The following is a 12,864-nucleotide window of genomic DNA, read 5'->3' as shown; positions in this document are numbered from 1 at the left end:
TTCCTCCAGTTCGACGTGGAGATCCGGAAGATCGTGTGCACCACCAACGCGATCGAGTCCGTCAACGCCCGCATCCGCAAGGCCGTGAGGGCCCGAGGGCACTTCCCCACAGAACAGGCCGCGCTCAAGTGCGTCTACCTCGCGGTGATGAGCCTGGACCCCAAGGGCACCGGCCGCAAACGCTGGACCATGCGCTGGAAGGCCGCACTCAACGCCTTCGACATCACCTTCGACGGCCGACTCACCGCCGGACGCCGGTAGAAACAATCAACCGAGTCCCACCGTTCGCTGTACAGACCCTCGGATCACCCTGCCCGGCCCGCCGCTCGTTCCCACTCATTGGCTACCAGCGCATGCCGAGTTGGTCGAGGTCCGCAGGGCGTTGTTCGGGGAGTCTGGCGGCGCGTTTGCGGACGTTGTCGAGCCAGGTGCCGAGCTTCACCACCACGCCCCCACAGCACCGTTCTGACGGCCCGGCACCGCCTCCCCGGCTCCAAGTTGTGCTCAGCATGCTTTCGGGGCACTCGCAGGTGTCCTTCACGGGCGTGGAACTGCCGTGGCCGCCCCGGCCGGTGCGATACGGGCGGCCAGGAAGGCGAATGCCAGCGCTAGGGCGGCCTGCACGGTCACGGCGACGGCGAAACCGTGGGGCAGTCCGGCGGCGGGGCCGCCCGCCGTTGCGGTGGCCACGGCGTGGAAGACGCCTCCCAGGAGTGCCACGCCCAGGCCGAGACCGAGCTGCTGCAACGTGGTGAAGAGCCCACCGGCGACGCCCGCCGCCCACGTCGGTGTGCGGGACAGGACCGTGCGGAGGACCGGCCCGTACATCAGAGCCTGAGTGACACCGAGCACGATCAGGAGCGGCTGCAGGGCCGACGGGGACGAGCCACCGTGGGTGCCGTTCACGGTGAGGGCGAGGCCCAGGAGCACAGCCGCTTGTCCGATGGCCGCACCCGTCATCGTCCAGCGTCCGGTGCGGCGTTCCACGGCCGGCAGGGCGAGGGCGGTGACGACGAACGCCGCGCCGAACCCGAGCAGCAGCACGACGGCGCCCCAGGCGTCCACGCCGAACGCACCCTGGGAGAGCGCCGAGAACTCGTACAGGAAGGCCCCGTAACCAGTGAAGAACAGCAGCGTCATGATCAGGCCCTGGCGTACGGCCGGGGTGCGCAGCACGCTCGGCGGTACGACGGGCAGTTCGTCGCGGCGTTCCGCGGCGCGTTGCGAGCGGGCGAAGACGGCGAGCACCGCACCGCCTGCGGCCAGCATCGCGAGCACCGGGGCAGTACCGCCCGCGGAGGCGCCGAGCGTCAGGGGCACCACGACGAGGAGCAGGCCCGTGCCGAGGAGCGCGGCCCCGCGCAGATCGAGCGCGAGCGGTGCCGTCGAGCGCGACTCGGGCACGGTGCGCAGGGCGAACAGCGCGGCCGCCCCTATCGTCCCGGTGAGCATCTGGACGAGCCGCCAGCCCCAGTGGTCACCGGCGGCCTGGGCCACGGCGCCCGCGAGGAGCTGTCCGGTGACGGTCGCGATGCCGCTGACGGCGGCGAACAGTGTGACGCCCAGCGCCCGCAGCTTCTCGGGCGCCGTGGACTGGATGGTGGACAGGACCTGCGGGGTGAACAGGCCCGCGGCGATGCCCAGTACGGCGCGTAGCGCGACGAGTGTGACCAGGTTCGGTGCGAGTGCGGCAAGGACGGAGGCCACGCCGAACGCGCCGACGCCGGCAGCGAGCAGCCGGCGCCGTCCGAACCGGTCGCCCAGGCGCCCCGCGACGACGAGGGTCGCGGCGAACGCCGTGGTGTACGCGGACAGCACGAGCTGCCCGCCCGACACGGTCACGCCGAGGTCATCGGTGATCGCGGGTTCGAGCAGGTTGACCGACCCGAACGTCATGTTCACGGGCAGGTAGGCGACGAGCAGGACGGCGAGGCCGGCGCCGGTGAGGGCGCGCGCCGGGTGCGGCGCCACAGTGTGCGCGGCGGGAACGGTCTGTGTGGTCATGACCACGACCCTGCGCCCCTCGTCATCCTGGTACCAGGAGCCCAGCTATAGGGGTACCAGTACTACCTGGATCCACCGGCCCCGAGCCATGACACTGGGGTGGTGACCTCTTCGACACCCGACCGCAGCACCCTCGGCTCCTTCCTGCGCGCCCGCCGCGCCCGCGTCACCCCCGGTGAGGTGGGCCTGCCCGCAGGCGGCCGGCGCCGTACACCCGGTCTGCGGCGCGAGGAGGTCGCGCAGCTCGCCGGCGTCGGGGTCACCTGGTACACGTGGCTCGAACAGGGGCGGGCCAAGAACGCGTCCGACCAGGTACTGAACGCGGTGGCGCGCGTCCTGCGCCTGGATGCCGCCGAGCACCGCCACCTGATGGTACTCGCGGGCCGTGGCACGGCCACCGAACCAGGACCGCCCATGGACCTGCGCCCCGAGCACACCGCCGTCCTGGCCAAGCTGCTGCCGTACCCGGCCGCCGTGCAGACTGACTGCTACGACCTGGTCGCGGCCAATCGCACCTACCGGTACCTGTTCGCCGACCTGGACGCGTACCCGGTCGAGGAACGCAACTGCGCCTGGCTGATGTTCACCGAACCGAGCTGGCGCAACAGCCTGGTCGACGAGGACCGCGTCCTTCGTGAAATCACCGCGAAGCTCCGCACCCGCCAGCCGGAACACCGCGACGACCCCCGCTGGAACGCGCTGATCACCCGGCTGCGCCAGGAGTCGCCGGACTTCGTACGGCACTGGGAGTCGTACGAAATCGTGGGCGACCGCACCCAGCTGCGCCGCTACCGGTCACCGCGCGTCGGCGCCCTCGACGTCCAGTTCCAGAGCCTGTGGCTGGACCGGGCGCGAGGCGAGCGGATCATCGTCATGACGCCCACCGACGTCGCCACCGCCCAGCGTCTGGAACGCCTCGACTCGCTGGTCGGCGCCGCACCGGCGTGGACCTCCCGCGGCGACTTTGCCGACGGTTCGGCCGCAGGGGCCTGAGGACCGGCCCGGGGCCTGATGGGAGTTCTCGCTTCCGTGCCCGGGCGGTTCTCAGTCTGGTGTCCGGCCTCGGGCGCTGTGGGCCGGGCCGGTTCGGGTGTTTCTATGGGGTTTTGAGCAGTGAGGGCCGGGCGCTGGTGCTGGACAAGCGGTGAGGATTGGCTGGTCACTGAGTGAGGAATGCCTGGTCAGCGGAGCGGGAGCTCCACGAGGGGTGGGCCATCCGGTGACCGTGGTCTTCCTCGGCTGATGTGATCTCGGGGGTGTTCTCCAGGATTCACTGCTGTACAGGCAGAAGCTGCTCCTACCCGAACCGCTGCGCGTTCACCCACCGGCCGAGGTCCTCGTCCTGGACGGCATCGCCCGCAGCCTCAGGGAGTGTGCCGCCGGCCTTGACGTGGTTTTGGACGAGGCGGTGGCAGCGCTGCCACTCGGTGTCCCAGGCCGGGCACCACCCCGGATCGATCGCGTCCAGCTCGTCCCGCCGCGCCTCGTGCGGTGGCCAGTCTGTGCCCGCCCGTCGGCGGACTCGGCGCTGTCCCGGTGGACCGCGGCGAACGGGGCCGCTTGGTGGGGGAGGCACGCGTGCTCCGGGCCGTGCCGGCGCGCTCAGTCGGTCGTGTTCGGGCGGTCGGCGGCGGCGACGAGGTCGGCGAAGCTGAGAGGTTCGCCAGGGGCAGGGGCAGGGGCAGGGGCAGGGGCCGGTGCGGCCTGCGTGGTCAGGCCGTCGAGGGCAAGGTCGAGATGGCGGTGCAGCAGCGTGCCGTCCGCGTCGAGCCGGGAGAGACCACCGGGCAGGGGGCGGGACAGCCGGATCGACAGGAGGATCAGGTCCCCCGCCCCCACCTCGGGGCGCAGCCGGCCGGATTCGTGCGCCGCGCGGATCAGGTCGTCGAGCGCCCCCGATGTGCGGGTCCGGCTTTCGATCAACTCCTGGTCGACAACGAGCCGTTCGAGTAGCACCGGGATCACCGCACCCATCCGGAGGCCGGCTGCCGCGTGGACGAAGCGCCGCACCGCGTCGTACGCGTCACCCTCCTCCCGCGCCGCCTGGTGGGCCGCGGCCTCAAGGCGTGAGAGCAGGTCACCGGTGAGATCACGCACGAGTGCCTCGCGGTCGGCGTAGCGACGGTAGAGCGTGGCCGGCCCCACACCCGCCCGGCGCACGATCAGGTCCAGCGGGGCGTCCGGGCCCCGCTCCAGGAACACATCGCGGGCGGCATCCAGGATCCGTCGTCTGCTGCGTTCGGCGTCCGCCCGCATGAGATCCACCTTCCATCAATGAACCGGAGAACTTCTCTCCGTCTATGCTAGCGTGCCGTAGGCGGAGAAAAGTTCTCCGCTTCGTCCGAAAGGGGCTTCGCCATGAACACTGGCGCGCTGAATGTCCGCACTGTCATCGACGGTGCCGAGTACGGGGACGATGCCGTTCGGCAGTGGGAGCTGGACCGTTCACGGGCGGCGCTCACCCTGCTGAAGCAGCGGATCGGGGACGAGCGGATGCGGGAACTCCTCGCCCCCGATCTCGCCGCGTCGGACGCGGTGATGGCACCGCTTCCGAACGGGTCCGGGGGAGTCTGGCGGTCGGCCGTCACCGAAATGACGGTCGCCGGGATCGACGCGGACCGGTTCCTCACCTGGTGGCAGGGCCGACTCGCGGGTGGTGATCGGTCCGCGCTGCTCTCCGCCAACCCCGAGCACTACCTCGCCGACTCCAGCGGGGGAGTGGTCGAGATCATCGAGACCATAGGATCCGGCCCCCTCCGGTTCTTCCTCACCTTCCACGACGGCGTCGAAATCGCGGACGAGGGCCACGAGGAGTACCCCGTACGCATCGGCGGCACCGGACGCCTCGGTGACGGCACGGAGATCGCCCGCGTCATGCATGAGTTCGGCGACGGCCCCGACGGCTTGCGCATCCGTCTGACCATCCAGTTCCCGGCCAACGCCCCTGAGCACGTCTTCGTCGGACATCAGTGGCACTTCGCCTGCGAGTTCACCAACTGGCTGGAAGGCGCGCACGCCCAGGCGTGAGTTCCTTCCGCACGCGGGCGGGGATCCCCTGGCGATCAGGGGATCCCCGCCGCCAAGGGGGACCCCGCGCCCCGGGCTCTCCTCGGCGCGGCCGGCGAACAGCGATTCTTGAGGACCACGTTCATGACAACCACAACTCCGGCCGTGCCGGTGCAGGCTGACCCGCCCACCACCACAGAATCCGGCATCCCCCGTCGCGCAGCCTGTGAATTCGGCCTCACCGGCATTCTGCTGTTCTTTGTCGTCACCGGCGTGCGCTGGCTTTTCGCACCCGACTCACCGATCTCCGTCCATGACATCCACTACGCTCTCGCCATCCTTGGCGTCACCATCGGGGTGCTTCTCATGGTGTTCATGACGTCCCCACCGGGCCGGCGGTCCGGCGGACACCTCAACCCCGCCGTCACCATCGCGCTGTGGCGGCTCGGCGCCTTCCCGGCCCGCGCCGTCGTCCCGTACGTCACGGCCCAACTGGCCGGTTCCGTCGCGGGAACGGCGCTCGGCCGGCTTGTCTGGGGACCGGCAGTCTCCCGCGTCCCCGTCGGCTACGCGACCGTCCACGCCGACCCGGCCTGGGGCGCCACCGCGATCCTCACGGCGGAGACCGGAGTCCTCGTCCTGCTGACCATGATGCTCTCCGTGCTCCTGGCACACCCGGCCGGCCGCAGACTGCTCCCCTGCGCGGTGGGCCTCGCCACCGCGGTCATCATCGCGACGCTCGGTCCCCTCAGCGGCGGATCGGCCAACCCGGCACGACAGTTCGGTCCGGCGCTCCTGGCCCAGGACACCACCCACCTGTGGATCTACCTGCTTGCTCCGGTGCTCGGCGCGGTGCTGGGAGCAGCCCTCGTGGCTCTGGCCAAACCCCGGACCGCCCAGCGGCCCCGGTGCTGACAGAGTGGGAAATCACCAATCGGCTATCGCGGCGGACCGGAACGCTGGGCCCACGCCCGTGTCCAGATCTCGCCGGCGGGGCGGCCGGGGCAGACCCATCTTGTCTGGTCCCGCCTCGGCTTCGAGCATGCTGACGGCGGGCGGGCGGGCGGGCGGGCGGGCGGCCAGCCGGGCGGGAGACGAGCGACGTCTATGCCGCGAGTCCCGCCGCGATACCCGCCCGGCCGGGCAATCTCCTCAGGTACCCCCGAGCCGTTCATGGAGTTCATCGGCAAAACGCGTCCGGTAGATGCCGTGGACGATGGTTCCGGGGGACTGGTAGCCCCTGTGCTCCGGGTCCGAGACATCCTCTTCCCACGGCACTACGCAGTCTGGAAGCAGCCGCGTACGGCCCAGATACATCTGCGCGGCCTCTTCCAACCGCACTTTTCCTGCGTTCACCGTGCTCCATAGCCAGCAGCCCTGCCCGACCACCCACATGCACAGATCTTCGGTGCTGTCTTCGGACCAGACGTCCCCATCCACGCTCACGCCTTCCGAGAAGGCGGCCAGCGAATCAGCCGCGGACTCCTACGCGAGCGCGAAGGCTTCAAGGACTTCCCGCGGTTGGGACTCCAACCACAATTCAAGGGCAGACAGACGCGGCCGTGCCGCTTCCAGGACTTCCCAGAACCAATCAGGAACATGACCCGGTCCCATTTCGGCTTCCGTGTCGACGGCTGAGCTACCCGCCCGACCGTACAGCGGGATGGAATGGACACTCCCGGGCTTCACTGTCGGCGAATGGCGCTGACCATCCGCGCAGTCACCGGACTACAGCCAGGCACTTACAGGACGAAGGGGCGGAGTCAGCGTTAGGCGGGGTGAGGCACCCGAGCCGGGCAGCGACAGCGGGGAGCCTCTTGTCGGCGCGCACGATCTCCTGAATCGCCCCGGTTTGATGGAGACATCGAAGGACCGGAAGGATGCGGATCATGGCTGCTCCCCGTAAATACCCCGACGAACTGCGTGAGCGCGCGACGCGTCTGGCGGTCCAGGCCCGCAAGGACCCGGTCGGCCGAGCCGGCGCGATCAAGCGCATCGCCGACCAGCTCGACGTGCACCCCGAGGCCCTGCGGGGTGGGTCGAGCGGGCCGAGACCGACAAAGGCATCGTGCCCGGGACCACCAGCGCCGAGGCAGCCCGGAACGCGGAGCTGGAACGAGAGGTGAGGGAACTGCGGCGGGCGAACGCGATCCTGAAGTCCGCCTCGGCTTTCTTCGCCGCGGAGCTGGACCGTCCACTGCGATGAAGGTCGCCTGCATCGACCAGTACAAGAACCTGTTCGGCGTCCAGCCGATCTGCGACGTCCTCGCCGAGACGGACACACCGATCGCGCCGAGCACCCACTACGCCGCCCACACCCGCCCACCGTCGGACCGAAGCCGGGCCGACACGGACCCGCATCGGTGAACTCCTCGGCTGAGTAAGGGACTTGGAAGCGGAATGGACCCAGGAATCCATGCTCGGAGTGCCATCAGACCTGCTCGACGGATCTCCCCACCCATTCCGGGCCCGTCCTGGGACGGGACACCAACGGCGAGGGACCCCCCGATAGCCCGCCAGGGTCCGGGTGGTGTGTAGTTGCACATGCCGTAGCGGCATGTGGTGTCGTCGAGGGCACCACAGCACGAAAGGCCCTGTCTGCGATGTACCCCTCCGCCACGCCTCCCCGCGAGGTCAAGATCGGCGATGCCGCCGCCTTCGCCGGAACCACCCCGCGCGCCATTCGTCACTACCACCAGATAGGTCTGCTGCCGGAGCCCGCGCGAGGCGGAGACGGACGCCGCCGCTACGGCTACGACGACATGATCCGCCTGCTGTGGATCCGCAAGATGTCCGAGGCCGGCATCAGCCTGGACGACATGCGGGCCGCCTTCGACGAAGCCCGGGACGTTGAGGACGTCCTGGGCCGACTGGAGGAGACTCTGGCCGCCCAGGAGGCCGACATCAAGCGTCAGCGCGCGGCAGTCCAGCGCCTGCGGGCCGTGGGCAGCCCACTGGGCTTGCTCTCCCCATTGGTCACGGACCGGCTCAGCCACCTGCCTTCTGGCGCACTGCGCCCCTCCGACCTGGACGCCCTGCTGGTCACGGAACGGATCTTCGGGCCGCTGGGAGCCGCAATTCAGGCCAGCGTGTTCATCACCCTGGCGACCCATCCCGGCCTACGGGCCGAGGCAGACCGCCTCGACACGGCCGACGCAGCCCTCGATGACACCGTCGACCCCCACGACCCGCAGGTCGAGGAACTCGCCGCGCAGCACTGCGCCCACCACAAGGCCCTGCTCCAGGCCCTTGAAGCGGCCGGACTGGACGTGGCCGAGGAGAAGCTCTTCGAGACCTACGACGCCGAGGCGAGCGGCGAGGAGGACGCCCAGATGAGTGCCTTCGAAGCGGTAACCAAGATGCCCTATGGCTTCTCCGCGGCTCGGACGCGGTGCATGGAACTCACGGCACGGCTCCTTGCCGGGGACCTCTCCGCAGGCAGCTGATCGCTGGTGTGGCCGTGCGTGAGGATCCCGGATCGGCCTCCGACACGAAGCCGGCGTCTCGACACGGCCCGCACACTCCACGAGCGGGAAACCCAAACCGACGACCCGGGCCACGCTCCTTGAAACTCCCCAGAAGGACATCCTCTGACAGCAGCTGACCGGCTGGCTTGAGTTCGCGGGCATTCCCGTGCCCGTGGTCCGCGGCTTCAGCTCCCAGCCCCACGCCGACGTCGTACGCGGCCACGTCGCCCACGAGCATCGCGAGGCCGGCGCCCGCACAGCAGCAGCACGGTGAAGATGCTCAAGATGCGCAGCGCGACCCACTGCCGCCGAGAATCAGTGCCGTCTCCATCGGCTGAGTGTACGAGACAAGGGACAGAGGGGCAGAGGGTCAGTGGCGCGGTCCTGCGAGGAAGTGCAACGCCGCGCCCTCGCCGATTTCCTGGACGGCTGGGACGCGGCGGGCGGAGGATGTAGGGCCGACCGGCGGACGCCAAGCGGGCTCACCAGCCGACGCCTCACGTCGTCCACCAGCGTATGCCGAGGACATCGAGGTCGGCCCGGCGCTGTTCGGGGAGCCCTGCGGCTCCCTACTCGCGACTGCAGCAGAGCTCGCGGCGCCCTGTTGCGGCCCCCGCAGGCGCCGGGACACCGTGACCAGGCGCCCGCCGGCACGGTGGCGGAGGCGGCAGCGCGGGGACGAGAAGCTGATCGGTCTTCATGGTGACGCCGGCCGTCGAGCGCCAATATGGAGCGCATCGATGCCGCTTACCGTCAGGCGCGCCGCCAGAATGTCGCCAGGCACCTCTTGCGGCGCCTGAACACCGGTGGCGGGACGCGGGTGGAGATTCACGACCGGCGTCAGGACGCGGCCACGCGCGCCGTCTCCAGCTCGGCCACCAGCCGCACGACCCGCCGGTTCCGGGCCTGGCCCCAGCTGTGGCCCGCCATCATCAGCAACTGGTCCGTCCCGCCGGAGGCCAGCACCAGCTCCGGGACGTCGGACGAGTAGACGTTGCCCGGCAGCACGGCCACCCGCACCTCCAGGACGTCCGCCCACGCGTGGGAGCGCGTCCCGAACATCCCCGAGTACTTCACCCCGGCCGGCCCGTAGGAGACGCTGAACACCGGCGCGCGGAACGTCAGCATCACACCCGGTACGCCCACGATCACGATCGGGACCAGGCTGACCACGTCACGTATGCCCGCCGTCATCACCACGGCGATCAGCAGGCACACACTGCCCATCAGGAAGTAGCCGATCGCCCAGAGAGGACGCCTCTTCCGCATGTCTGCCCCCCCAGTTCCGCGGCGCGCGGCGCCGCCCGAGGTCCGGGGGTGCCGCGCGCCGCCCGTGGACAAGCATACGAACGGTGGCCGCGTCCGCCGCCGGGGGCATGTGAGGGCCTCCCGCGCTTGTCCCTTCCTTCGATCGGGGCGGTCGTGCGGGCACGCCGTACGAATCGGGAAGTCCGGATGCCGACGCCGCCGGTTGACGAGAGCGGCACGGAGTCTGTCCCCGGACTGCGGCCACCGCTACCAGCGCTCCGAACAGGGGAAGCCGGACGGCCGCTACAAAGGCACCGCCACCGCCACCGCCACCGCCACCTGGACCGTGACGTGGCAGGCGCTAGTCCTCGGTGTGGTGATCGATGTCGTTTTGGCGGTGGGTGTTCGTCATTGCTTTGTCAGTGGGTTGGTGGTTCAGGTTGCTGGGTTCTGACAGTGGATGCCGATGAGGGACTGTCGTTTTTGCGGAGGTGTGGTGGTCGGTTTGCTGCTGATCGCTATCACCCCGCAGCGACCTGTTGTGGCTCCTAGTTGTGAGGTCTGTGAGGGGGCCGGCGCCTGTTTTACCGAGCGTGCTGGACCGGCCTGCCGTCACGCAGGACGATGAAGGCATGGGCGAGCACGACCACGACCAGGCGACGTTGCCGGGCCCGGACTGGTGCGGCTGCGCTCACTGCGGAGCAGGCCCGGGAGGTGACGGCGGGGCTGCGGGAGGCGATGGACGACGTCCGGCGTTCCGTGGTAGTGCTCGCCGCCCGCGTCGTCGGCGCCCCGGCCGGCCGTGAGCTGGGCCGGGCCGTCCAGCGACGCTGGCTGGTCCACGTCGCCTGGCCGGCCGGTGGCCGGGCGCCGGCTGTAGGCCGAGGGGATCGACCCGGCCATAGCCGCCCGGAACGGCACCGTCGTGGAGAGCCAGGAGGAGGCCGCCGCCGTCGTGCGGCTCCAGGCGCCGTACGAGCAGCGCGAGGGCATGCTCTAACGCCAATTCCACAGCGGCTCGTTGGAGTTCCCGGAGGAGGAGGTGAGGCGCCTGCGCGCGCCGGCGGCGACCGTCCCCACCGCGTTCGCCGTGTACCTGGATCGGCCCGCCGTGCTCACCCCGCTCGCGGACCGGGCCGCGCTGCTGATCGGCGAGTTCGGCGCGCGGGACGACGTGGTGCTGGACGCGGCCCTCGGCCGCACCGCGATGGAGGGCGTCCTCCCGTTCGATCTGCCCTCGGCCATGGCAGCCGTCGCGGACGCGCGCGAGGACGTGCCCTTCGACACCACCGTCCCTCCCTTCCGCTGCGGACACCCGCATGCGCCCCGCCCCGGACCGGGGAAGCGCACATGAACGCCCACGCTCCCGCCTCCCCGTGGGCAGCGCATGTGTAACAGGGGTGTATTAGGCGGCGGTTGGGGGGAACGGGCGGCCGGGCCGGACGGCTCCTGATGGTCACGGATGCCCGCTCCCAGCGGGCATCCAGCACCCCCGACCGACTCCGAGGAAGAAGCGATGCGCGTTCACAAGTTCACTTTCGCCGCCCTGGCCGTCGCCATGAGTCTCGCGCTCACGGCCTGCGACGACGGTGACGTCAAGGGAAAGGCCGGCCCCTCGCCCGCGTCCAGTGTCTCAGCGCCGGCCCACGATGCGGGCTCGGGCGGCTCCGAGCAGGGCGGTGCGAAGAACTCTGCCGAAAAGAGTCCCGGCGGGCAGAGCACGAACGCCAAGTCGGCGGAGGGGCTCCAGCCCGGTGACGCACTCGCTGCTCATAACTTCCGCCTGCGGATGGACGGCGTCCCTGTCGAGTACCTTCAGGAAGTCTCCGGTCTGGAGGACCAGAAGGTGACCCTGGTACGGGGCGTGACCCACAGTCCCGAGGTCGACCGCTGGATCGACGACGCGATCGCCGGGCGCGAGGGTCGCCTCAAGGACGTCGCCGTCGAGATGCTCGACTACCAGGACAACACCGTCAAGCAGTACCAGTTGAGGGGCGCGTTCGTGGAGCGTGTCACCTACTCCGACCCCCCGGGCCAGGACTCGCTCACCGTCAGGTTCTTCGACCTGGTCATCCAATAGCCGCAGCAAGGTGCGCAGAAGGAGGAGGAAGGGGAAGAGGAAGAAGAGGGGGCGGCGGCTGCTGTCCTGGTGCGTGCGTGGGCACACGGTCCGAGGTGGCGGCCCCCGACCGGACCGGAGCAGGTCGCGGGAGTCCGGCCGACGGACCGCGTACTCGATGTCAGTGCTCTGCGATAGACATTGCGGCAGCAGCGTGACCGCGACTGCGGAAAGGGAACGCACCATGGCAGAGAACGCAATCTCAGACACCACACCGGGGGCGGGCACAATGGATCCGGCACCCGGGCTGACCGGCCGCACCGGCGTCGTCGGCGGCATCGAGTCGTTGACTCTCGACGGCCGCCGCCTGTGGTTCGGCTTCGACTTCACCTCCGACCAGGTGCTCTCCCCTCTGATCGACGACGCGGGCACCATGGCGCGGTACGCCGCGCGGCACCTGCGCCAGCGCACAGGTGCCCACGACGAGACCTACTGGGCCCAGCTCGTCCGGGCCGCCGTGGAGTCCTCGGATCTGGTGAGGTACGACGAGCAGCGCGCCTTCACCACACGATCCCTGGAAGCAGGGGACGCCGGTCCCGCACACGGGCACCTGCTCTACCTCCTCGACGCGGCAACGAAGGACCCTGACGACAGCGACCCTGCCCACCCCGGGGCCGGATCGCAGGAGCCGGGGACGCCCCCGGCCCGGACCACGGTCGGCAACTGGTCGCTGCTGTTCGCGCCGTACGCCCGCAGCGCACCGGCCGTCTGACCGCCGCCTCGGACCGGAGGGACGGAAGGTGACCGGCCGTCATACCGACGGATGCGGCTTCTCGGCAGACCCTGTGTCCTGGTCCTTGCGCGCCAAGGCGCTGGGCCACCAGACCCGCGCACCGATGTCGAGCACCAGCGCCGGGACGACGACGGACCGGACCACAAGGGTGTCGAGCAGGACGCCGAAGGCCACGATGAAGGCGATCTGCATCATGAACGCCAAGGGGATCACCATCAGAGCCGCGAAGGTGGCGGCGAGCACCACACCGGCCGAGGTGATCACGCCTCCGGACATGGTGAGACCCC

General features: G+C 70.1%; 15 protein-coding genes and 1 pseudogene. 11 read left to right on the top strand and 5 right to left on the bottom strand.

Features of this window, described 5'->3' with window-relative positions:
- Window positions 1–261: transposase (locus ABZ622_RS40935; RefSeq protein WP_360552292.1), on the top strand; the 261-nt coding region annotated here is incomplete at its 5' end.
- Window positions 262–537: 276 nt separating this feature from the next.
- On the opposite strand, the gene ABZ622_RS40930 is transcribed toward ABZ622_RS40935, so the two are convergent.
- The gene (locus tag ABZ622_RS40930; protein ID WP_360552290.1) at window positions 538–2,004 is read right to left on the bottom strand and encodes an MFS transporter; all 1,467 of its coding nucleotides are present in this window, start codon (window positions 2,002–2,004) and stop codon (window positions 538–540) included.
- A 102-nt stretch (window positions 2,005–2,106) separates the two neighbouring features.
- On the opposite strand from ABZ622_RS40930, the gene ABZ622_RS40925 reads away from it, so the two are divergent.
- Entirely contained in the window at window positions 2,107–2,997 is an 891-nt protein-coding gene (locus tag ABZ622_RS40925) for a helix-turn-helix transcriptional regulator (protein ID WP_360552285.1), read from the top strand.
- Window positions 2,998–3,606: 609 nt separating this feature from the next.
- On the opposite strand, the gene ABZ622_RS40920 is transcribed toward ABZ622_RS40925, so the two are convergent.
- Window positions 3,607–4,260: a helix-turn-helix domain-containing protein gene (locus ABZ622_RS40920; protein WP_360552283.1), complete on the bottom strand. Its 654-nt coding sequence runs from the start codon at window positions 4,258–4,260 to the stop codon at window positions 3,607–3,609.
- 102 nt (window positions 4,261–4,362) lie between these two features.
- Between ABZ622_RS40920 and ABZ622_RS40915 the strand changes: the two genes are divergently transcribed.
- Entirely contained in the window at window positions 4,363–5,031 is a 669-nt protein-coding gene (locus tag ABZ622_RS40915) for a hypothetical protein (protein WP_360552281.1), read from the top strand.
- Between the two features lie 123 nt (window positions 5,032–5,154).
- On the top strand, window positions 5,155–5,925 hold the full coding sequence (locus ABZ622_RS40910; RefSeq protein ID WP_360552279.1) for an aquaporin: 771 nt from the start codon (window positions 5,155–5,157) through the stop codon (window positions 5,923–5,925).
- A gap of 237 nt (window positions 5,926–6,162) precedes the next feature.
- Here ABZ622_RS40910 and ABZ622_RS40905 read toward each other — a convergent pair whose 3' ends face one another.
- Window positions 6,163–6,450, bottom strand: a complete 288-nt coding sequence (locus ABZ622_RS40905; protein WP_360552277.1) for a hypothetical protein — start codon at window positions 6,448–6,450, stop codon at window positions 6,163–6,165.
- A 628-nt stretch (window positions 6,451–7,078) separates the two neighbouring features.
- Between ABZ622_RS40905 and ABZ622_RS40900 the strand changes: the two genes are divergently transcribed.
- The 4 genes and pseudogenes from ABZ622_RS40900 to ABZ622_RS40885 form a co-directional block, all read left to right on the top strand.
- Entirely contained in the window at window positions 7,079–7,216 is a 138-nt protein-coding gene (locus ABZ622_RS40900) for a hypothetical protein (protein WP_360552275.1), read from the top strand.
- A complete protein-coding gene (locus ABZ622_RS40895) occupies window positions 7,213–7,377 on the top strand; it encodes a hypothetical protein (RefSeq protein WP_360552273.1) in 165 nt (54 codons plus the stop codon). Before ABZ622_RS40900 ends, ABZ622_RS40895 begins: the two co-directional genes overlap by 4 nt.
- Before the next feature lie 236 nt (window positions 7,378–7,613).
- On the top strand, window positions 7,614–8,456 hold the full coding sequence (locus tag ABZ622_RS40890) for a MerR family transcriptional regulator (protein WP_360552271.1): 843 nt from the start codon (window positions 7,614–7,616) through the stop codon (window positions 8,454–8,456).
- A gap of 727 nt (window positions 8,457–9,183) precedes the next feature.
- A pseudogene (locus tag ABZ622_RS40885) lies at window positions 9,184–9,309 on the top strand (transcriptional regulator); the annotation flags it as partial.
- Window positions 9,310–9,317: 8 nt separating this feature from the next.
- On the opposite strand, the gene ABZ622_RS40880 reads toward ABZ622_RS40885, so the two are convergent.
- Entirely contained in the window at window positions 9,318–9,746 is a 429-nt protein-coding gene (locus ABZ622_RS40880) for a hypothetical protein (protein ID WP_360552269.1), read from the bottom strand.
- A gap of 1,021 nt (window positions 9,747–10,767) precedes the next feature.
- Here ABZ622_RS40880 and ABZ622_RS40875 point away from each other — a divergent pair.
- The 3 genes from ABZ622_RS40875 (at window position 10,768) to ABZ622_RS40865 (ending at window position 12,556) form a co-directional block, all read left to right on the top strand.
- Window positions 10,768–11,079, top strand: coding sequence for a hypothetical protein (locus ABZ622_RS40875; protein ID WP_360552267.1), 312 nt, complete (start codon window positions 10,768–10,770; stop codon window positions 11,077–11,079).
- A 162-nt stretch (window positions 11,080–11,241) separates the two neighbouring features.
- The gene (locus tag ABZ622_RS40870) at window positions 11,242–11,805 is read left to right on the top strand and encodes a phage tail protein (protein WP_360552265.1); all 564 of its coding nucleotides are present in this window, start codon (window positions 11,242–11,244) and stop codon (window positions 11,803–11,805) included.
- Window positions 11,806–12,028: 223 nt separating this feature from the next.
- Window positions 12,029–12,556, top strand: a complete 528-nt coding sequence (locus ABZ622_RS40865; RefSeq protein WP_360552263.1) for a hypothetical protein — start codon at window positions 12,029–12,031, stop codon at window positions 12,554–12,556.
- Between the two features lie 39 nt (window positions 12,557–12,595).
- Here the strand turns inward: ABZ622_RS40865 and ABZ622_RS40860 are convergent.
- On the bottom strand, window positions 12,596–12,864 hold a 269-nt coding region (locus ABZ622_RS40860), incomplete at its 5' end, for an MMPL family transporter (RefSeq protein ID WP_360552261.1).

Source organism: Streptomyces sp. NPDC007164 (assembly GCF_040634135.1).
In the GTDB taxonomy this organism is placed as follows: Bacteria; Actinomycetota; Actinomycetes; order Streptomycetales; family Streptomycetaceae; genus Streptomyces; species Streptomyces sanglieri.
Note: the sequence above shows the minus strand (reverse complement) of the source record. Positions and strands in the feature narration are given on the sequence as shown.

What these genes read in the sequence shown, in the direction of transcription:
- ABZ622_RS40930 (WP_360552290.1), bottom strand. Translation starts at nt 2,004, where the DNA reads ATGACCACACAGACCGTTCCCGCCGCGCACACTGTGGCGCCGCACCCG.
- ABZ622_RS40920 (WP_360552283.1), bottom strand. Translation starts at nt 4,260, where the DNA reads ATGCGGGCGGACGCCGAACGCAGCAGACGACGGATCCTGGATGCCGCC.
- ABZ622_RS40915 (WP_360552281.1), top strand. Translation starts at nt 4,363, where the DNA reads ATGAACACTGGCGCGCTGAATGTCCGCACTGTCATCGACGGTGCCGAG.
- ABZ622_RS40910 (WP_360552279.1), top strand. Translation starts at nt 5,155, where the DNA reads ATGACAACCACAACTCCGGCCGTGCCGGTGCAGGCTGACCCGCCCACC.
- ABZ622_RS40895 (WP_360552273.1), top strand. Translation starts at nt 7,213, where the DNA reads ATGAAGGTCGCCTGCATCGACCAGTACAAGAACCTGTTCGGCGTCCAG.
- ABZ622_RS40890 (WP_360552271.1), top strand. Translation starts at nt 7,614, where the DNA reads ATGTACCCCTCCGCCACGCCTCCCCGCGAGGTCAAGATCGGCGATGCC.
- ABZ622_RS40880 (WP_360552269.1), bottom strand. Translation starts at nt 9,746, where the DNA reads ATGCGGAAGAGGCGTCCTCTCTGGGCGATCGGCTACTTCCTGATGGGC.
- ABZ622_RS40870 (WP_360552265.1), top strand. Translation starts at nt 11,242, where the DNA reads ATGCGCGTTCACAAGTTCACTTTCGCCGCCCTGGCCGTCGCCATGAGT.
- ABZ622_RS40865 (WP_360552263.1), top strand. Translation starts at nt 12,029, where the DNA reads ATGGCAGAGAACGCAATCTCAGACACCACACCGGGGGCGGGCACAATG.